This window comes from Pseudochrobactrum sp. AO18b (genome assembly GCF_000409565.1).
Taxonomy (GTDB): Bacteria; Pseudomonadota; Alphaproteobacteria; order Rhizobiales; family Rhizobiaceae; genus Pseudochrobactrum; species Pseudochrobactrum saccharolyticum.
In genome coordinates this window covers 1-20,837 of the sequence record NZ_ANNO01000317.1, presented here as the reverse complement: position 1 = coordinate 20,837, position 20,837 = coordinate 1, and the positions used below count along the sequence as shown (strand labels likewise).

General features: G+C 51.5%; 17 protein-coding genes and 1 pseudogene. 2 read left to right on the top strand and 16 right to left on the bottom strand.

The genetic code is table 11. From position 1 onward, the window contains the following. Nucleotides 1-28: 28 nt before the first annotated feature. From A918_RS0112640 to A918_RS0112620, 5 genes are all read right to left on the bottom strand, one after another. Nucleotides 29-2,509: an FAD-dependent oxidoreductase gene (locus tag A918_RS0112640; protein WP_022711419.1), complete on the bottom strand. Its 2,481-nt coding sequence runs from the start codon at nt 2,507-2,509 to the stop codon at nt 29-31. A gap of 78 nt (nt 2,510-2,587) precedes the next feature. Further along, the gene (locus A918_RS0112635; RefSeq protein WP_371257520.1) at nt 2,588-3,430 is read right to left on the bottom strand and encodes a DeoR/GlpR family DNA-binding transcription regulator; all 843 of its coding nucleotides are present in this window, start codon (nt 3,428-3,430) and stop codon (nt 2,588-2,590) included. A gap of 66 nt (nt 3,431-3,496) precedes the next feature. After that, nucleotides 3,497-4,450, bottom strand: a complete 954-nt coding sequence (locus A918_RS0112630; protein ID WP_022711417.1) for a PhzF family phenazine biosynthesis protein — start codon at nt 4,448-4,450, stop codon at nt 3,497-3,499. A gap of 162 nt (nt 4,451-4,612) precedes the next feature. Beyond that, nucleotides 4,613-5,320: an NUDIX hydrolase gene (locus A918_RS0112625; protein WP_022711416.1), complete on the bottom strand. Its 708-nt coding sequence runs from the start codon at nt 5,318-5,320 to the stop codon at nt 4,613-4,615. Between the two features lie 29 nt (nt 5,321-5,349). After that, nucleotides 5,350-6,420 carry an endonuclease/exonuclease/phosphatase family protein gene (locus A918_RS0112620; protein WP_084664809.1) on the bottom strand — a complete coding sequence of 357 codons (1,071 nt, stop codon included), beginning with the start codon at nt 6,418-6,420 and terminating at the stop codon, nt 5,350-5,352. 318 nt (nt 6,421-6,738) lie between these two features. On the opposite strand from A918_RS0112620, the gene A918_RS0112615 reads away from it, so the two are divergent. Beyond that, nucleotides 6,739-7,167, top strand: a complete 429-nt coding sequence (locus A918_RS0112615; protein WP_022711414.1) for a BA14K family protein — start codon at nt 6,739-6,741, stop codon at nt 7,165-7,167. 80 nt (nt 7,168-7,247) lie between these two features. Here the strand turns inward: A918_RS0112615 and A918_RS0112610 are convergent, their stop codons facing one another. From A918_RS0112610 to A918_RS0112560, 11 genes are all read right to left on the bottom strand, one after another. After that, nucleotides 7,248-8,870 carry an ABC transporter substrate-binding protein gene (locus tag A918_RS0112610; protein WP_022711413.1) on the bottom strand — a complete coding sequence of 541 codons (1,623 nt, stop codon included), beginning with the start codon at nt 8,868-8,870 and terminating at the stop codon, nt 7,248-7,250. 277 nt (nt 8,871-9,147) lie between these two features. Next, on the bottom strand, nt 9,148-10,368 hold the full coding sequence (locus tag A918_RS0112605) for a PLP-dependent aminotransferase family protein (protein ID WP_022711412.1): 1,221 nt from the start codon (nt 10,366-10,368) through the stop codon (nt 9,148-9,150). 206 nt (nt 10,369-10,574) lie between these two features. Next, nucleotides 10,575-11,081 (bottom strand): GNAT family N-acetyltransferase, encoded by a 507-nt coding sequence (locus A918_RS0112600; RefSeq protein WP_022711411.1) that lies wholly within the window; start codon nt 11,079-11,081, stop codon nt 10,575-10,577. 98 nt (nt 11,082-11,179) lie between these two features. Continuing rightward, nucleotides 11,180-12,199, bottom strand: a complete 1,020-nt coding sequence (ilvC, locus tag A918_RS0112595; protein WP_022711410.1) for a ketol-acid reductoisomerase — start codon at nt 12,197-12,199, stop codon at nt 11,180-11,182. A 76-nt stretch (nt 12,200-12,275) separates the two neighbouring features. Beyond that, nucleotides 12,276-12,908: a TetR/AcrR family transcriptional regulator gene (locus tag A918_RS0112590; RefSeq protein WP_028233755.1), complete on the bottom strand. Its 633-nt coding sequence runs from the start codon at nt 12,906-12,908 to the stop codon at nt 12,276-12,278. A gap of 291 nt (nt 12,909-13,199) precedes the next feature. After that, nucleotides 13,200-15,044, bottom strand: a complete 1,845-nt coding sequence (locus A918_RS0112585) for a potassium transporter Kup (RefSeq protein ID WP_245257326.1) — start codon at nt 15,042-15,044, stop codon at nt 13,200-13,202. Nucleotides 15,045-15,429: 385 nt separating this feature from the next. Continuing rightward, nucleotides 15,430-16,167 (bottom strand): pyridoxine 5'-phosphate synthase, encoded by a 738-nt coding sequence (locus A918_RS0112580; protein ID WP_022711407.1) that lies wholly within the window; start codon nt 16,165-16,167, stop codon nt 15,430-15,432. A 24-nt stretch (nt 16,168-16,191) separates the two neighbouring features. After that, complete coding sequence (locus A918_RS0112575) at nt 16,192-17,319, bottom strand: ATP-dependent RecD-like DNA helicase (protein ID WP_022711406.1); 1,128 nt, start codon at nt 17,317-17,319, stop codon at nt 16,192-16,194. 58 nt (nt 17,320-17,377) lie between these two features. After that, entirely contained in the window at nt 17,378-17,980 is a 603-nt protein-coding gene (locus tag A918_RS0112570) for a LysE family translocator (protein WP_022711405.1), read from the bottom strand. A gap of 86 nt (nt 17,981-18,066) precedes the next feature. Beyond that, nucleotides 18,067-18,639 carry an acetolactate synthase small subunit gene (gene ilvN, locus A918_RS0112565; protein WP_022711404.1) on the bottom strand — a complete coding sequence of 191 codons (573 nt, stop codon included), beginning with the start codon at nt 18,637-18,639 and terminating at the stop codon, nt 18,067-18,069. A gap of 22 nt (nt 18,640-18,661) precedes the next feature. Beyond that, nucleotides 18,662-20,476 (bottom strand): acetolactate synthase 3 large subunit, encoded by a 1,815-nt coding sequence (locus tag A918_RS0112560; RefSeq protein ID WP_022711403.1) that lies wholly within the window; start codon nt 20,474-20,476, stop codon nt 18,662-18,664. 131 nt (nt 20,477-20,607) lie between these two features. Here A918_RS0112560 and A918_RS22210 point away from each other — a divergent pair. After that, a pseudogene (locus tag A918_RS22210) lies at nt 20,608-20,837 on the top strand (hypothetical protein); the annotation flags it as partial.

Below are 20,837 nucleotides of genomic sequence, written 5' to 3'. Positions count from 1 at the left end.
CATCATCCGGCAGATTATTGAATCAAAATCAGATCTTTACCCGCTCGGATTTCGGGTCATAAGGGCTGCGTAAATGCACATGCGCAGGGTAGCGCTGACCAGCGACATCAACCTCAAAATCCCCCTGCTCCAGCCAGTCTTTACTAACGCCCTCCGCATGACTGACCAGCCCCAGCGCAACAGCACAGCCCAATGTATGACCATGAGCGGCAGAACGGATTTCACCGGCAGGCACGCCATTGCGCAGGATCAGTTCCCCGCCCCACAAAACGGCATCTGCATCATCAAGCGTCAGCTGCACAATGCGCCGCTTCAGAAGATTATCAGCCTTGAACTTCACCAGCGCATCCCGCCCGATAAAACCACCGGCCTTATCCATCGCTACAGTAAAACCCAGTCCGGCCTCATAGGGATTAATATCCGGCGTCAGTTCGCGGCTCCATGCACGATAGCCTTTCTCAAGGCGCAGGGCTTCCAGCGCATAATATCCTGCATCAAGCAGGCCGAATTCCTGCCCCGCTTCCTGCAGCGCTTCATAAACACCAACGGCAAATTCAACAGGCACAATCAGCTCCCAGCCAAGCTCACCCACATAGGTCATGCGGTTGGCAAAAGCGGTTGCATAGCCCACACCGATTTCACGCACCTGCCCGAAAGGAAATGCTGCATTGCTGAAATCCGTATCACTCAGTTTTTGCAATAGGCTGCGGGATTGCGGCCCCATCAGTGCCAGCACTGCATAGGCGGAAGAAACATCGGTGACCGCTATATAATCGCCTTCAGCAATATGCCGGTTAATCCAATCCGCATCGTGAACTGCCTGCGCGGAGCCGGTAATAATCAGAAACTTCTCCGCACCAAGCCGCAGCACAGTCAGATCTGTTTCATAACCGCCGCGCTCATTGAGCATGCCCGTATAAACCGACGACCCCACCGGCACATCAATATCAGCGACACAGAGATGATTGAGAACCCGGCAGGCATCACGCCCCTGTATCAGCAGCTTGGCGAAAGAACTCTGATCAAAGAGAGCAACACGCTCGCGTACAGCCTGCATTTCACGCCCGACATTCTCATGCCAGTTCTGCCGCCCGAAACTATAGACCGTCTCCGGCTTCTGCCCCTTATCCGCAAACCAGTTCGCGCGTTCCCACCCCATTTTCGAACCGAAACAAGCTCCCTTCGCCTCCAGAAGATGATAAAGCGGCGACCGGCGGAACGGCCGCGCCGTATCCAGCTCGCGGTTCGGCCAAGGCATTGCATAATGCAGACCAAGCGTTTCTTTAACGCGGTCATGTAACCAGCGCTGATTATTGTTGAAACCGGCAAAACGGCGGATATCCACCGGCCATAAATCCATTGTCGGAGCACCATTGATAATCCATTCCGCGAGCGCACGTCCCGCACCGCCGGCACTGGCAATACCCATGGAATTAAAACCGGCGCCAACAAAGAAATTCTTCAGCTCCGGTGCCTCACCGAGAATAAAATTATTATCAGGAGTGAAGCTTTCCGGCCCGTTATAAAACTTCTTCACTTCTGCTTCCGCCAGTTGCGGCACGCGGATCAGAGCATTTTCCATCAACGGCTCAAACTGATCCCAGTCATCTTCCAGTAAAGCAAATTCAAACTTATCAGGAATACCCTGCATACCCCATGGTTTGGCCTGCGGCTCAAAACCGCCCATAACCAGACCACCAACCTCTTCCTTGAAATAAATATATCCGTCCGGATCACGCATAACCGGTAAATCCGGATGCACGCCCTCAATCTTTCCGGTGACGATATACATATGCTCTGCCGAATGCAGAGGCACCGTTACACCGCACATCTGCCCGACTTTACGCGCCCATTGCCCCGCGCAATTGACCACGATTTCCGCAGTAATATTCCCGCGATCCGTTTCAACACCACAAGCACGACCGTTTTTCACGGTAATACCGGTCACCTGAACCCGTTCCAATATTCTGGCACCGCGCATTCGCGCGCCGCGCGCCAAAGATTGTGTCAGATCACTGGGATTGGCCTTGCCGTCATCCGGCAGCCAGACCGCCCCCTGTAAGTCATCCGTGGCCATAACCGGCCAGAGATCGCCTGCCTCACGGGCTGAAATAACCTCGACATTAACACCCTGCGCACGGGCAGAGGCAGCGGTGCGCTGCAAAACAGTCATGCGATCTTTGCTACGGGCAACAGACAGGGAGCCGCATTTCTTCCATCCGGTCGCTAAGCCGGTTTCTGCCTCAAGTTCGCTGTAAAGCTGTGTGGAGTAGCGGATCAGGCCGGTCATATTGGCATGGCTGCGCAACTGCCCCACCAGTCCTGCCGCATGCCATGTTGTGCCGCAACTCAGACTGCCCTGCTCCAGCAACACAACATCTGTCCATCCAGCCTTGGTCAGATGATAGGCAACGGAACAGCCGATAATGCCCCCACCAATAATCACCACCCGCGCTTGAGACGGAAAACTATCTGCTTTGTCTTTATGATCTGCCTTATGCTCTGTCATGACCTCACTCCCTCCGGTTGAGATCACTATAAAAACAAAGCAACAAAAAACAACATAAAATGCAACAAAAAATAACATTTATGAAATATGCAAGCGGAGACCCTTCTCAGCCAGTGCCGTCACAAACTGCGGCTCCGGTCTGTGATCTGTAATAATGCCTGCGGCTTGCTCATAATGTGCAACACGCAGCGGCGTCATGCGTCCGAATTTCTCTGCGCTGGCCAGAAACCATGCTTCACCGGCAACAACAGCAAGCCGCGAGCGCAGTTCCGCACCGTTACGGGTAAAGTCCGTAATCTCGCCCTCGGCAGTAATGCCGCCCGTGCCAAGAAATGCCAGATCAAACCGAAAATGCTCCAGCGCCTGTAATACATCAATACCGCCGCTGGCCTCTTCTTCAGGACTGATCTCACCGCCTAAAATATGCACGCGTATGGTCGGCACATGGCAAAGCTGCAATGCAATTCGCAGGCTTGTGGTGCAAATTGTCAGGTTTTCCGGTGCTTTATCCTGTTGTGTTAAAGCCTGAGCAAGAGCCAAAGTCGTTGTGCCGGAGTCCAGAAAAACTACCATGCCGGAGCGGATCAAGGCACAGGCGGCCTGACCTATTGCGGCTTTGCCTCCGCTATTTTCCTGACTGCGCACCCCGAAGGCTGGTTCATGAAGCTGGATTTTTGTAGCCCCGCCATGAACCAGCGCCAGCAATCCCCGCTGCGCCAGCAGTTTCAGATCACGGCGAATTGTCTCCCGTGAGACGTCAAAAAACGCCGCAACCTCACTGATACCCGCCACGCCATCTTCATTCAGCCTGCGCAGAATCTCATCATGACGCTGCGATGCCAGAATGCGTTGCCCGGTCGGGTTTTGAGCATCAACCGGATTTTGATGTTCAGATTGCGGTGAGGTTTCTGCCACAGACAACTCCAGATACAGAAATGTTGCATCTTGTGACTTTTAGCAAGAACCAGCCACGCAATGCAACATATTCTAAATCTTCAGATAGCCTTCAGCAACCTTAACCGCACTGCCGCCGATACGCGCACCGGTCAGCTTCTTCGCAGCCACATCCAGCTCCAGCCGGATGCGCGATGGTCTGCCCATCTGAATACCCTGCTCAATCCACAACTGTGTCAGCCCGTCTACAGGCTGGTCAAATTCGTTGATTGCACCGGCAAAGGCGGCAACCGCAGAACCGGTGGCCGGATCTTCATAGACATGCTTGCCGGAAGTGAACATCCGCGCATGATAATTGCTCTCAAAGAGCCGTGTCTCACGGGTATAAATGTAAAAAGGTATCGCACGACCTTCAAAAGCCTGCATATGATCCTCCACAAAAACCGGATCAACCACAACTTTGGCAGCGGCAATCATATTCTTCACCGGCACCAGCACAAACGGCTTACCGCCGCTCCAGACCGAAGGCACGTGATTTTCAAAGCCGATTTCATGTGTATTGAGGCGCAAGGCAGCGGCGGCCTGCTCTTTCTCTACGGTGATATTCACGCGCTCAGGCAGGCGTGGCAGGTCAAATTCGGCGAAGGCCGCCGACTGTCCTTCCGTGTCACCGGAGCCTGCACAGTGAACCGCAACACGTACCGGCCCGACTTTTTCCTCAAGCGTCATAATCAGGTCGGTCTGAGGTTTTTGTCCGTTGCAATTTTTATAGGCCAGCGCAACCGCCGTACCCACGGTCGGATGACCGGCAAAATTCAACTCATAATCCGGCGTAAAAATCCGTATCGAAGCTGTATGCAGCGGATTAACTGCAGGAGCAACAAACACAGTTTCCGAGAGATTGAACTCGCGGGCAATGGCCAGCATTGTGGCATCATCCAGCCCTTCAGAATCATGAACAATAGCAAGCGGATTACCGCTTAGAGCTTTCTCTGTGAAAACATCATAGATCTCGTAGAAACGCCCCTGTACAGCCATGCCGTTCATATTCCCTGCCCTTTAAGATGATCCATGTCCGCCCCGCTCCGGAACTTTCGAAAGTACCGTATCTGATTCAACACATTTGCATTGCCGGTTAAAACATTCAAATGATTCATGAAGTGCATAATATGCAATTCAAATCTCAGCCGCCCGCATCATATGCCGTTACTATTGCGCAAAATACCAGTCGGTGAAAGTGCGAATATAATCGGGACTGCGTTCATCCAATATGCCGCCCTGCCCGATCATCAGCACCCGCGATAATTCCGGCTGCTTTTGCGCTGCAATAAATTCCTCCGCCTGCCTCTGCAATTCATCCGCCGTGCGGTCGAAATAATAACAACGGAACAGCGCCAAACTGCGATCACACATAACCAGACTATAGCCACCGGTACGCACTGCATGATTCAGGTCAATTCCGGTTTCCTCCAGCACTTCACGTCTGGCATTTCCGTCAAGATCAACCACACCGTCAACAATATCCTGATCGTCATTGGAGCCCGCCGGAAAATAAATCCGGCCGCCGACAGCGTTGTGTGAGGCCATTTGTCCGAGCAATAGCTGATTATCTGAGGAGACGATGACGCCACTGCCGAAAATATGAAACGGCTTATCCGTACTTTTGTCTTTACGCCAGTAAAGCAGACTGCGAAAACTGGTACGCTGATAGGGCGCACTCAGAATATCTTCAGACAGGCGCGCCTCTGCCGCCAGATAAATTTCTCCGTCATAGAGTGTCGGATTGCTTGCTACTTCCTGCTGCCAGTTTTCATCAATAGCCTTCTGATTCCGGACAACATAATCAGGAACACCGGCAACAACCTGTATCCTGACGTCACGGACAGGATAAACCCTGTTCTGATCTCTGCTTTGCATTCGTCTGCTCCGTTAGACTGAGCCTGTCCTTAAAGCTCAAGTGTGACGGCAACAGGACAATGATCACTTGCTTTTGGTCTGTCCCAGCCGATACGCGGGAAACGCGCCACATCCTGCCCTTCAGGAAATAAGGTGCGGTAAGGTTGCCCATTGCGGATAATTTCCGGCACAGCCTGTGCATTGCGCTGTGCCAGTGCCGGTGATGCCCAGATATAATCCAGCTGGCACAGGTGGCGCTCCTGCGGGCCACGTGTGTGATACAAAGTCCAGCGATCGAGCTCCGGCCGCCGCTCCACCAGATTGACCGCAAAACCGTCATTCAGAAACACATTCAGGCAATTATCCGGCTCCTGAACCGGCGTAAAATCATAGCCGTCCCACTGGTCGCCGCTTATCGCGAGCTTCTCGTAATAATCATTGAAATCACCGCAGATCACCCATGAAGCATCCGCAGCACCGTCACGGCCGAATTTTTTCTCGATAATCATACGAACCGCCTGCGCCTCGGCCAGTCGTACCGGCAGTGTTGTCAGCTTGGGATCCTGACCATAGCGTACACCGCCCATGGATTTGAAATGCGTAACAAAGACCGTCAGCGGCTTGCCGCCGATGCGCAGATCCAGCATCAGACAATCGCGTTTAAACACCCGCTCATGGGCTTCAATTCCCACGGAGGACAGTACAGGATCATAAATACCCAGATCCTGATAGGTCAGATGTGCATTGCTCTCCAGCTTCACCAGCTCAATCGTGTGGCCGCTGCGCGTTACGTCACGCATCATCACACTGACATCAATACCGCGACTGTCATTACCATCGATCAGATATTTATGTTTGTAGCCCTGCCCCACCATCTTGAACAGGTAGCCATATTCAAAAGCATTTAGTGCAGCGAGATCATCAACTTCCTGCAAGCAGAGAATATCCGCCCGTGTCTGCGCAATCGACAGAGCAGATAATTGCCGCGTATCATCCGTATGCGCCACCATCCGCGCCTGTTCGAGTTGCCGGTATTGTGTTTCATTATCAATCGCAAAGAGCTGCAATGAGCGATCCTGACGCAACTCATTGCGATAACCGGTAAAATCAAACCGGCGCATCAGGTTTTCAATATTGAATGTCGCTAAGGTGAATAATACCGGCCCTTCTGGCTGAACATTATCCATAACCGGTGTTGACTGCGCAGAAACCGTCTCAGACATTAAGCTACTCATCATTGCGTTCACATCCGGCTTACAGGATAAACCGGCACCCACTTTTCCGCGGCATGCGATAACTCAACCTAAACACCATATGTTGAATTGCAATCAGTGATATTGCCTGCAACTGATTTTCTTCAGAAAGCCTGCCTCTTAAATTGGCAGCATTTTTATACTATATTAGCCCTAAGCTATATAAATTCACGAACGGATATCCCTATGTCCAGATTCATTCTGAAAACCGCATTCACAATGGGCATTGCCCTGCTCTCCGGCGCATCAGCCTATGCAGGCGGCAACCAGATCAGCGGCGGCATTCCATCTCTGAACCCGACCGGCCTTCTGATTGTCGGCGGCATTACCGGCAGCAATCGCGCAGACCCTGCCAGCCGGAACTGTTACGGCTCCACACTCTGCAAAGAAAGCGGTGCCTATTATACGGAAGACGGCGTGCTGCATTATAAAAACGGCGATCCGCTGGTGCAGCGCGGCGCTACAAAACGCATCGGCTCGGCAAAATCAGCCAATGCGGGCGATAATATCAATCATATGCAGTGGTGCAGTAATCAGTACCGCTCATATCGTGCGTCCGATAATACATATCAGCCTTTTGCCGGCAGCCGCACCACCTGCAATTCGCCGTTCTGAAATTTGCTTCTCAAATAATTATGCCCCTTCAGCCATTGATCGCGGAAGGGGCATAATAAATTTACAGCAGGTGCTAACTTTTAGTCTTTGCTGACTTCGGTAATATAGTTGGCATCAGCCACCATATTGAAGTTCTTGACATTTTTGGCAGCAACAGCCGTTTCAATCTGCTGATAAAGCATCACGAACGGGCTTGTCTCCTGAAAATCCTTCTGGATTTTGTGGTACATCTGCTCGCGTTTTGCAGTGTCTGTTTCTTTTGCCGCATCCATGGTTTCCTTGGACATTTCTGGAATGTCCCATGAACTGCGCCATGCTGTCGTTTTCATCGACACTTCATCGCCATTATCCGGATTATAGGAGAAGGTCGATGCATTGGTATGCGGATCCCAGTAATCAGGGCCCCAGATACCCAGCGAAAGCTGATGCTTGCGCGCACGTACTTTTGTTGTCGTCAGCTTACCGTCACCCTGCAACAGCTCAACCTTGATACCGGCTTTGGCAAAAGTCTGCTGAATGCTTTCAGCAATACCAATGCCTGGCTGTGTATTACGCACATCAAGCGTCACACTGAAACCATCTTGCAGACCGGCATCGGCCAGAAGCTGCTTCGCTTTATCAACATCCAGTTTGAACGGCTTGTCATCAATCGCTCCGAACATACCAAGCGGCAGGAAGGACTGATGTGTGCGGCCGATACCTTTGATCAGCGTATTTTCAATAGCGTCATAATCAACGAGATATTTCATCGCCTGACGGACTTCCAGCTTGGCAAGGTTCGGCACATTCTGGTTGGCTGTCAGATAATAGGTGCGCCCCTTCGGAGCACTGAGAATATTGAAATCGCTGTTCTTGGCAAATTCTGCAATATCACCCGGCTCAAGGTTACGGGCGACATCAATATCACCGGCCTGCAACAGCAGACGCTGCGACACGCTCTCCTTCACATGACGATAAATAGCGCGTTTTACAGCCGGTTTTGGGCCGCTGTAATTCTCATTGCGCTCCAGCAGGATCACTTCATTCGAGCGCCACTCTTTCAGGCTGTAAACGCCGGAACCTGCATAATTACGCTTCAGCCAGTCATAACCGAAATCTGTATCAAACGGCTTGGCTTCCGTTTTTTCGGTTTTAACCGCATGTTCTTCAACCAGCTTGCTGTCAACAACAGAAGCCACACTGGAAGACAGCCCATTGAGCACGAAGCTCGGCGCGAAAGTTTCTTCCGTGGAGAACACGACCGTATAATCATCCGGCGCAGTCACCAGCTTTTCCACATTGTCTTTGTTCAGACCAAACTGGCTGATGATGAATGCAGGGCTGAGATCAAGCTTGATCGCGCGGTGCAGGGAATAAACAACATCCTGCGCCGTCAGCGGATTGCCCGAAGCAAATTTCTGCCCCTGCTTAACCTTGAAAGTAATGGTCTTACCATCTTCCGAGACCACCCAGCTTTCCGCAATCTGCGGAATGATCTTGGTCGGATCTTTCGGATCTGTGGTCACCAGACGTTCATAGGTGTTGGTCAGAATTTCCGACGTGGTGATCTCGAAAATTTCTGCCGGATCGAGAGAAATCACATCATCAATGGCCATTGCCACAACCAGCGTATCCGCCGGCGTTGCCGCCTGTGCAGCAACCGCTGACAGACCAAGCACCGACGCACAGGCCAGAGCCAGCGTGTATTTTTTAATTATAGTCATGAGTTTCCCCTCAATCTCTCCGCCTGAATCCTGTCGCTGTATAAGGACTCAGATTTATAAAATTATAACAAGGTCAGGCTACAGGATTGCCGGACAAAGCCAAGCATCTTTTTGCAAAGAAAGCCGTAAATTCAGCAGGTTAAGCACCAATGCATATCGCAATTAAATACATCCATTTAACGGTGATATACTTCAGCTGAAACTCCGGCCGTGAAGATATAAAAAAGCCGGAGCAGCAGGCTCCGGCTTTTTTTTCATTCAATGAGATTGCTTATTCTCAATTTTTCTCATGGGCACGGATCAGATTGCCAAGGCGCTTGATGCCTTCTTCAATCATCTCGTCATTGGCACAGGAATAAGCGAGACGCAGTGTATTGGCACCGGTGCCATCCGCATGGAATGCTTTACCCGGAACAAAAGCCACTTTCTCTGTTTCAATCGCAGCGGCCAGAAGATCAGCCCCGTTCATATAATCCGGCAGATTGACCCAGACAAACATACCGCCCTCAGGCTTTGTCCATGTGGCCGATTTCGGCATATATTTATCCAGCGCTTCCAGCATTTTATTGCGGCGGTGTGAATAGACAGAGCGGATTTTAGCAATCTGCGCATCAAAACCATTGGCAGCAACATGATGCACAGCCAGCTGATTGATGGTTGAGGAATGCAGATCCGCAGCCTGTTTCATCAGTACCAGTTTGCGGATGACTGTCGCATTGGCAACGACATAGCCAACACGCAGACCCGGTGCCAGTGTCTTGGAGAAGCTGCCGGAATAGATGGTGCGGGTATTTTCAATCGAGCCTTTGCGCTCAATTTCCAGCGCCAGAACCGGCGGAATCGGCGTGCCGTCAAAACGCAGATACTGGTAGGCAGCATCTTCGATCAGCGCGATATCCATTTCATCGCCCAGATCGATCAGCTTTTCACGGCCTTCACGATCAATGGTTTCACCGGTCGGATTGCTGAAATCTGCTGAGAAATAGGCAAATTTTACCTTACCGCCAGTCTTCTCAGCAGCTTCTTCATAGGAAGCCGGAGTACGGTTGCCGTTTGGCTGCAGTGTATCATAGGTCGGCTCATAGGCATTGAAAGCCTGCAGCGCACCGAGATAGGTCGGGCGCACAACCAGCGCCGTATCATTCGGCGACAGGAACAGCTTGCCGAGATAATCCAGCGCCTGCTGCGAACCGGAAGTGATGAAGATATTTTCAGCAGTGCAAGGCACGCCGATTTTTGCCATTTCACCCTGCAACCATTCGCGCAGCGGCTTATAGCCTTCACTTACCGAATATTGCAGCGCGGCATCGGATTTGCCCGTGGCGAAAATATCGGCATAGGCCTCTTTGAATTCTTCTGCCGGAAACAGTTTCGGATCAGGAATACCGCCCGCGAAAGAAATAATATCCGGACGCTCAAGCAGTTTCAACAATTCACGAATTTCCGACGCTTTCATACGCGATGAACGTGTTGCGAATATTTTTTCCCAATCCAGCATGGGGGTTCCTCATAAAGTCAAAAGAGATGCCGTGAAATAGACCATAAAACTTAACTAAAAGCTGTGAGCCTTTGGTTATCACCTTATGCGTATTTCACAACAAAACAAGCAAAATATGTCAGTAATGCTGACCTTTATTCATTTTATTGCGATTTGACGGATAATTTCGTTACATTCGAATAAAATAACCCGCACAAAACTAACAATCATGCATTTTCAGCAACTGACCGCAGCATCATCACCTCATCAAACATTTCTCCGTTGAGAGAAATCCAGTTCGGTCTGCGGCCGAATTCTGTATATCCTTCGCGCAGGTAAAGCTGCCATGCCGTTTTATTCTCAGCCAGCACACTCAGCTCAAGCTGGGTAAAGCCATTGTCACGCGCATAGGCTTCAACAACCTGCATTAATTTCTGCGCAATGCCCTGCCCGCGCATCTCACTTTTCACATAGACCATCACAACAATGGCGCGGTGAGCAGTTCGCGCACCAGCCTGCGGCCACAGGCCGATGAGTCCGACCGGTCTCTCGCCGTCAAAAGCTGCAAAAACCGGTGTGCTTAACTTTGCACGCCAGTCAGCTTCAGAGAATTTCACCCAGTCCTCATAGGCCGAACTGTAAGCCTCCGGATGCAACTGCAATGCCTCCAGCCTGATCTCGCGCATGATTGCAAAATCATCAGGCACCAGCTGCCGGATAGTAATTTCACTCATATTTCACTCCTCCCGTCAGCAGTACTGCCATAAATAATCAGGCCCGCACAAACAAAACTTTGTGCGGGCCTGATATTCAGTGATTAAGCAATGCCAGATTAGTTGCGAGCCTTATCAACCAGCTTGTTCTTGGAAATCCAAGGCATCATGCCGCGCAGCTTGGCACCAACTTCTTCGATCTGGTGATCGTCGTTCATACGACGGATACCCTTGAAGCGTGCAGCACCGGCACGGTATTCCTGCATCCAGTCGGATGTGAATTTACCGGTCTGAATGTCGTGCAGAACGCGCTTCATTTCAGCTTTGGTTTCTGCAGTGATGATGCGTGGACCAGTTACATATTCGCCCCACTCAGCAGTGTTGGAGATCGAGTAGTTCATGTTGGCGATACCGCCTTCATAGATCAGATCAACGATCAGCTTCACTTCGTGCAAGCACTCGAAATAGGCCATTTCAGGGGCATAGCCGCCTTCAACCAGCGTTTCAAAGCCGGCGCGGATCAGTTCAACCAGACCGCCGCAGAGAACTGCCTGCTCACCGAACAGATCGGTTTCGCACTCTTCCTTGAATGTGGTTTCGATAACGCCGGAACGACCGCCGCCAACGCCCGAAGCGTAAGACAGAGCCAGATCATGGGCATTGCCGGAAGCATCCTGATGAATAGCGATCAGGCAAGGTACGCCGCCGCCCTTCTGGTATTCGCCGCGCACAGTATGACCCGGGCCTTTTGGCGCGATCATTACAACGTCAACAGTCTTTTTGGTTTCGATCAGACCAAAATGAACGTTCAGACCATGAGCAAAAGCAATGGCAGCGCCGTCACGCAGATTGTCATGGATGTGTTCTTTATAGATGTCAGCCTGCAATTCGTCAGGGGTTGCCATCATCATCAGGTCTGCCCATTTAGCAGCATCTGCAACGCTGAGAACTTCAAAACCGTCAGCTTCAGCTTTTTTAACAGTAGCAGAATCCATGCGCAGCGCGATGCGGACATGCTTGGCACCGGAATCTTTCAGGTTCAGCGCATGGGCGCGACCCTGGCTACCGTAACCAACGATAACAACATTTTTGCCTTTAATCAGATTTACGTCTGCATCACTGTCATAATAAACGCGCATAGGATATTCCCTTCCTTCTATGCTATTAGTCTGTGCCGTTTTTCCTCAAAACCGGCACTATTCCACACCGGCAAAATCAGGCGCCGGCTTTATTTCCGTAAAGTGCAAAAAATTGTCGTGTTGCCGTTCTGGCATCGCGGATAATTTCTGCATCACTGACCTCATGACGGTCGCCGAGCAGCAGACGGATCTGCATATCGCGCACCACAAGGCCGAAGAACGAGGCAAAAGCCTCATTAATATCATCAAAGTCCAGCAGACCTGCATCGCGTCCGGTTTCAAGCACCGGCTTGAGACGACGCGCCATAGCGATCGGACCATTATTCAGCACGATCTCACCGAGATCCGACTTACCGGAACCCGCATGGCTGACCGCTAAGCGGTTCAGTGCGATGGATGTGCTGCCGGACAGAACCAGCAGCCAGTCGCGGGCAAAATGCTCCAGACTGGTAAAGAGCGATTCTTCATCCAGCCCTTCCCGCGCCACCGGCACAACACGCACTTTCGACGCCTGCCATTGCACGGTTGCAGTCAGCAGACCGTCACGGTCAGTGAACCATTTATACAGCGTTTCCTTGGAGCAGCTTGCACGTCGTGCAACACCCGCCATCGTAAGACTGTCACCACCCTCAACGAGGAGTTCCAGCGCGGCGTTCAGCACATCTTTCTGACGATCTGTCAGCTCTGTGCCGGTTCCGACATTGCTCACGACATTCTCAGGTTGCTGCAACTGCACGCTTCCACGCTCCTTAATACTTGTCTGAACAGCAGCCTGACGAGATTCTCATCATGCGTACCGTACGTTACGGTTCGGACTATGCCGCCAGTTTACCAACAATGCAAGAGGGATTTTATGCCGAAACAAATTTTATAGGCTATTTCCCCTGCCCGCTACAGGCAGAGGAAATAATACAACATTCTCAACACCGCAAAGGCTGGTTCATGTCCGAGGCCAATATTGCCATTTGCAACCATCTCCGATGTCTTTTTGGCCAGACACTCAGAGATTGACCTGTGTACCGATTTCAACCACACGACCGGTCGGAATCTGGAAATATTCCGTGGCATCGGATGCGCTGCGGGCAAGCGTAATAAATAATTTCGCCTGCCAGAGCGGCATTGGTGAACGCGGAGAAATACGCAAGACGCGTCGCGACAGGAAGAATGACGTGGTCATGATGTCATATTTCCAGCCAAGCTTGCGGCAAATCCCCAGCGCACGCGGAATATTCGGCGACTGCATATAACCGAAAGTCAGCGTCACCTGCATAAACCGGTCGCTATATTGCGAGACGCGAGCACGGTCATCCTCATCCACCCAAGGGCGTGGTGCTGTCACCACGGTCAGGATCACATTGTTCTCGTGCAGAACCTTATAATGTTTGAGACTATGCATCAGAGCCGTCGGCACACTGGACGGATCACCGGTCAGGAACACCGCTGTGCCGGGCACGATAACCGGCTCCTTACGCGCCATCTGACTGACGATAATATCCAGCGGCACTTCTGTCTTGCGGGTTTTCTGGAACAGATGGCGGCTACCGCGCACCCATGTCCACATCACCAGCAGCACCAGCGCGGCCACAACAATTGACGCCCAGCCGCCCTGATGCACTTTGACCAGATTAGCACTGAAGAACATCAAATCAACAATGGCGAAACCGGCAATCGTCAGCACCACAACCGGCAGGCTCCATTTCCAGAGACGGCGCATGACAAAAAACAGCAGGGTCGTTGTCACCAGCATATTGCCGGTCACCGCGATACCATAGGCTGCAGCCAGATTTGTCGATTTCTGGAAGGTCACCACTAGCAGAACAACGGCAATGCCAAGCAGCATATTGATGCGCGGCATATAAATCTGGCCGTGTAATGTTTCCGATGTATGCAGCACTTCAAGCCTTGGCAGAATATTCAGCTGCACAGCTTGCCGCGCCAGCGAATAAGTACCGGTCAGAACCGCCTGACTGGCGATAACCGTAGCAACAGTTGCCAGCAGCACCATCGGCAGCAGCGCCCAATGCGGCATCATCTGGAAAAACGGATTGCGCACTTCCTCACCGCCAGCAGCACTATGTGTCAGAATGAAAGCGCCCTGCCCGAAATAATTCAAAATCAGGCTCGGAAACACAACCCACAGCCATGCCCGCACAATCGGCTTGCGGCCGAAATGACCGAGATCGGCATAAAGCGCTTCGGCACCGGTAACCGCCAGAAAGATCGCACCGATCGTAGCAAAGGACGTGGCCGGATTACCGCCAAGAAATGCAAAGGCGTAATAAGGATTAAGCCCCGCCAGAATGCCCGGATCATCAAAAATATGGATAAAGCCTGTGAGACCAAGTGCCAGAAACCAGATCAGCATCACTGGCCCGAAAATACTCGCCATACGTCCTGTGCCATGCTTCTGAACAAAAAACAGCACAACCAGAATAGTGATCGTAATCGGCACGACATAGGGCGTCATATCCGGCGCAACAATTTCCAGCCCTTCCACTGCGGAAAGTACAGAAATTGCCGGTGTAATCACCGCATCACCAAAGAACAGTGACGCACCGACAATACCGATCCCGAGAATAATATCCGGTCGATTGGCAAAACTGGAGCGCACCAGCGCCATCAGCGAGAGAATACCGCCCTCGCCATTATTATCCGCACGCAGCACAAACAGCACATATTTCACGGTCACAATCAGCGCCAGCGACCAGACAATCAGAGAGATCACGCCAAGAATTTCAGCACGCAGCAAATTGCCGTCGGTGATTGAAGCGTGCAGCGCCTCACGGAATGCATAAATCGGACTGGTACCGATATCGCCATAGACGACGCCAAGCGCGCCCATCATTAAAAGCTTCAGATTTCCCGAATGATTATGAGGATCAACAAGTTCCTCATCTGCGCTGACCGGCGCATCCTGATTGGCAATATCTTCACGCTGCGCCTGATTCATAAAATACCTTTTAAATACCTTTTGATACAGAATGAGCACAGATAGCCGGATATGAAGACAAGAAAACAGGCTGATCCGGTGCTCAGTATAACCATGTTCCGGACATAAAGAAAACTGCCGGAAAGGCCGTATATAAATGCTCAATTTTGCACAAAAACAATGTGCATCAATGCATAACTGCCCTGATGAGGCATCACAAATACGGATAGCTCATCAGGGCAGAAATTAAACAAAATCAAAATATTACAAGAGAAAACTGAATCAAAACACAAAATGCATTTTAGCCGAGTGCTTTGATAAAACGCTGCACCGACTGGCGCATACCATATTCCAGTGCATCTGCTGTCAGGCCATGACCGATGGAAACTTCGCTCAATGTCGGCATGACTTTTACCAGTGCAGGCAGATTGGCAACGGTCAGATCATGCCCCGCATTAATGCCTAACCCGAGTTCCGCAGCTTTCAACGCGGCCTTTTCCAGCAATGCCAGTTCATGCGCCTGCGCTTTAGTATCCGCATAAGCACCGCCATAAGGGCCGGTGAAAAATTCCACGCGGTCGGCACCGGTCTCTTTCGCAATCTCAAGACCATCCGGCGTCGGATCAGCAAACATTGAAACACGCATACCGCGTACTTTCAGCCGCTTGGTCACTTCGCTCAGCATCACCTTATGTTTGGCAAAATCCCAGCCGTGATCCGAGGTATTCTGCGCTGGATCATCCGGCACCAGTGTTACCTGTTCCGGCTCGTGTTGTTCCACCAGAGCCAGAAACTCTTCAGACGGATAGCCTTCAATATTGAATTCAGCCTGAGGGAACTCATCATCAATCAATGCACGAATATCTGCCAGATCAGAAAAACGGATATGACGCTGATCGGGGCGCGGATGCACGGTCAGGCCGGAAGCACCGGCATCAAGCGCAATACGTCCCAGACCGGTCACGCTCGGCCAAGGCAGATCACGGCGGTTACGCAACATTGCCACCGCATTAAGATTAACCGACAGAGTTGCAACCATAATCCGAGCTCCCTGCTATATTTATTAGCGAACGATTGTTAGTTTTTCCGCCGCACGGGTAATTGCCGTATAGAGCCAGCGCTCACGCGTATCGCGGAAAGCATAGCTCTCATCAAACAACACCACATTATTCCACTGCGAGCCCTGCGCTTTATGGGTAGTCAGCGCATAGCCATAGTCAAAATCATCAAAACGCTTTTTAGTCTGCCACGGAATTTCCGCATCCGGGTCTTCAAACTGCGCCTTCAGAAGCTTGATCTTGGCAACGCCGCGACCCGGCTCTTCATCTTCCGGTGCAATCAGCAAATTAATGCCGGGCTTCACGGTTTCCTTGGAGGATGTCATCACCTTCCAGAGCGAACCGTTGAGCAAACCTTTGGCCGGATCATTGCGCAGACAAACCAGCTTGTCACCGGATTGCGGATATTCTGCCGTAAAACCTTTGAGCTCGCGCAGCCGCTGATTATAGCGCTTGCGGGTACGGTTAGTGCCGACAAGCACCTGATCGGCATCCAGCACCAGTTCCTGATTAACTTCCGCCTTGCTGATAACGCGCGCAGCACCGTAATCGCCATAAGGGATTTCGCGGCCTTCACGCACATCCAGTGCCAAACGGATAATCGGATTATCCTGAGCCTGACGGTGAATTTCTGTCAGCAGATAATCCGGCTCATGTTCGGTAAAGAAGCCGCCACCACTGATCGGCGGCAACTGACCGGGATCACCCAGCACCAGAATTGGTGTGCCGAATGTCATCAGATCGCGGCCAAGCTGCTCATCGACCATCGAACATTCATCGACAACGATCAGCGCAGCTTTGGCAACAGGGCTTTGACGGTTGAGCGAAAAAGTCGGCGAGATCGAGGTCTTGCCGGTTGTTTCATCCTCAATCGCTTCCTCACCTTTCGGACGGTAGATCAGCGAATGCAGCGTGCGGGCATTACTTGCGCCTTTAGAGCGCAAGACCTGTGCAGCCTTACCGGTAAAGGCTGCAAACTGCACCTCACCATCCACATGCTCGGCGAAATAGCGCGCAAGCGTCGTCTTACCCGTTCCCGCATAGCCAAAAAGGCGAAAAATCGGTGAACGGCCTTTAGCCAACCATTGCGCCACAGCCTGCAGCGCGTTGTCCTGTTCCGGTGAAAATTCCATTATGCCTCTGCCATCATGCCTTCCATTGACCGGATTCGTCCCGAAAGAGCAAGGTTTATCACTTCAGCATCGGCCACAGGCTGACCACCAGCAGAGCTGCCATCGTCAGATTGAACCATTTAAGCCGCACCGGATCTTCCAGCCATTGGCGCAGCAGACTGCCGAAAGCCGCCCATGACGACACGCTCGGCACATTAATCACAGCAAACACAACACCGATCAGCAGCACGGAAAGCGAATAGGCATCATGCACCGTATAGCTTGCCATTGCTGTGACAGCCATCACCCATGCTTTCGGGTTCACCCATTGAAACAAGCAAGCCTGCATAAAACTCATCGGCTGTGCGCTCTCATCATCGACACGACCGACAGACGTCGATGTGGCGATTTTATAGGCCAGATAGAGCATATAGGCACCACCGGCGAATTTCAGCCCTACATACAGCGCCGGCGCGGTTTCAAGCACAGCACCCAGACCATAGCCGACGCCAAGCAGAAGCGACAGAAAGCCGATGCCAATTCCCAGCATATGCGGAATGGTACGGCGGAAACCGAAATTCACGCCGGAAGCCAGCAACATCAGATTATTCGGCCCCGGTGTGATGGATGTCACAAAGGCAAACACCACCAAGGCCATAAAAACATCATAAGAAAGCAACATCTTGAAAACGCTCTCATTGCAAAAAACAACACCGCTGTCTCAGACAGAGAACAGCGGTGCCGCTTTCAATCACTTATCAGAAAGAACTACATTCCTTCAGCGCCACGGATCATAGCAGCTACGCCGGTGCGGCAAACCTCAATCAGACCGAGCGGCTTCATAATCGCGATAAATTGATCGATCTTCGCGCCTTTGCCAGTAATTTCAAAAATGAAATGCTCGACCGTTGCATCCACAACCTTGGCTTTGAAAGCATCAGCCAGACGCAGCATTTCTGCACGGTCATCACCTTTGCCAACCACTTTGATCAGCGCCAGTTCACGTTCAACCGGACGTTCATGACCAAGCTGCTGAGCATGATAGGTCAGATCAACCACGCGATGCACCGGAACAATACGTTCCAGCGAGTGACGGATCTGATCCAGCACATTGGCTGTGCCGCGCGTTACAATGGTAATCCGCGACAGGTGCTTTTCGTGCTCGGTTTCAGAAACCGTCAGGCTCTCAATATTGTAGCCACGGCCGGAAAACAGGCCGATAACACGGGCAAGAACACCCGGCTCGTTATCAACCAGTACCGATAGTGTATGTGTTTCAACTAGCTGGGTTTCTTCGGTCAGAAAGTAAGCTGAACCGGAAGCTGCATTTTGTGCGTTCATAATGAATATCCTTGTTCCGGTATTAGACGAGGTGACGGTCTTTAGCGTCAATGGCATTGGCAACAGCTTCATCCGTCGCTTCATCCGGCAACAGCATTTCATTATGCGCCTTGCCTGAAGGGATCATCGGGAAGCAGTTCGCCAGATTGGCAACGTGACAGTCAAAAATCACCGGACCGTCTGTTTCAATCATTTTCATGATTGCATCATCCAGCTCATCCGGCTTGGAGCAACGGATACCAGTGCCGCCATAGGCTTCAGCCAGTTTAACAAAGTCCGGCATCGCTTCTGTATAAGAATGCGACAGACGGTTACCGTGCAACAGCTGCTGCCACTGGCGCACCATGCCCATATACTGGTTATTCAGAATGAAAATTTTGATCGGCGCATTATGCTGAATGGCCGCTGACATTTCCTGAATACACATCTGTACCGAAGCATCACCGGCAATATCAATAACCAGCGCATCCGGATGGGCAATCTGCACACCCAATGCCGCAGGCAGACCATAGCCCATGGTGCCCAGACCGCCGGACGTCATCCAGTGATGCGGCTCCTCAAATTTCATGAACTGAGCAGCCCACATCTGGTGCTGGCCAACTTCTGTGGTGATATAGGTTTTGCGATCTTTGGTCAGTTCCTGCAGACGCTCCAGCGCATATTGCGGCATAATCACATCGCGGCTGTGCTTATAGGCCAGCGAATTGCGCGCACGCCATTTATTGATCTGCTGCCACCATGCGCTCATGTCCTTCTTATCAGGACGCTGGGCAGAGGCACGGTACTGACGCACCATATCTTCCAGAACATGGGCAACATCACCGATAATCGGCACATCAACGCGAACAGTCTTGTTGATCGAAGACGGGTCGATATCAATGTGAATCTTCTTGGAATTCGGCGAGAAAGCATCAAGACGACCGGTGATACGGTCATCGAAACGCGCACCGATACACAGCATAACATCACATTCATGCATGGTCATATTGGCTTCGAATGTACCATGCATGCCGAGCATACCCAGCCAGTTCTTGCCCGAAGCCGGATAAGCACCCAGACCCATCAGGGTCGATGTGATCGGGAAATCGGTAATTTCGACCAGTTCACGCAGCAGTTTCGAAGCTTCAAGGCCGGAATTGATAACACCGCCGCCGGAATAGATAACCGGCTTCTTCGCATTGGCCAGCAATTCAACCGCAGTGCGGATAGCGCTCTGATCGCCGTTCAAAACCGGATTATAGCTGGTGCGCGGGCTGGTTGCCGGTGGCGTATACATGCCGGTGGCAAACTGGATGTTCTTCGGAATATCAATAACAACAGGACCCGGACGACCGGTACGCGCAACATGGAATGCCTCGTGCAGAACGCGTGCCAGATCATTCACATCCTTAACCAGCCAGTTATGCTTGGTGCAAGGGCGGGTAATGCCGACAGTGTCAGCTTCCTGAAACGCATCTGTACCAATGAGACTGGTCGGAACCTGACCGGTGATGCAAACCAGCGGAATGGAATCCATCAGCGCATCCTGCAAAGGTGTTACCGCATTGGTGGCACCCGGACCGGAGGTTACCAGCATAACACCGACTCTGCCGGTTGAGCGGGCATAGCCTTCAGCCGCATGGCCGGCGCCCTGCTCGTGACGCACAAGAATATGCTCAACTTTTTCCTGCTGAAACAACTCGTCATAGATCGGAAGTACCGCACCGCCCGGATAGCCGAAAATATGCTCAACGCCCTGATCGATCAGTGCCTGCACAACCATTTCCGCACCGGTCATTTCCCGTTTGCCGGTTTCGTTCTGCGCTGCGGCTGTGGTGCCACTTGTATCTGTACTCATTGTCTTTCGATGTCCCGTCTGCTGTTCCGGTGATTACTCCCTGATATCCACCGGAAGTCCCGTACTGTTTAGCTATATTCGTTGTGTGAAGATAATAAAAAAGGCCCCCTGAGGGAGCCTGTGTTTCGCGCATGGGAGCTTTCGCCGGATGGTTACACCATCCTGCCCATACGCTTACCCACCACGAGAATAATTTTCTTAGCCATAAGGGGAGATTAAACAGCTGTTTTTTTCACGTCAATGGCAAAAAACGTAATCTTGTTATTTTCTTTGCCGGTTCGGGCAGAAAAGCACTGCATCATGCCAAGCCTGCGTCCTTCATGAATCTAACAGACAAACAAGGCCTGCAAACCATTGAAAA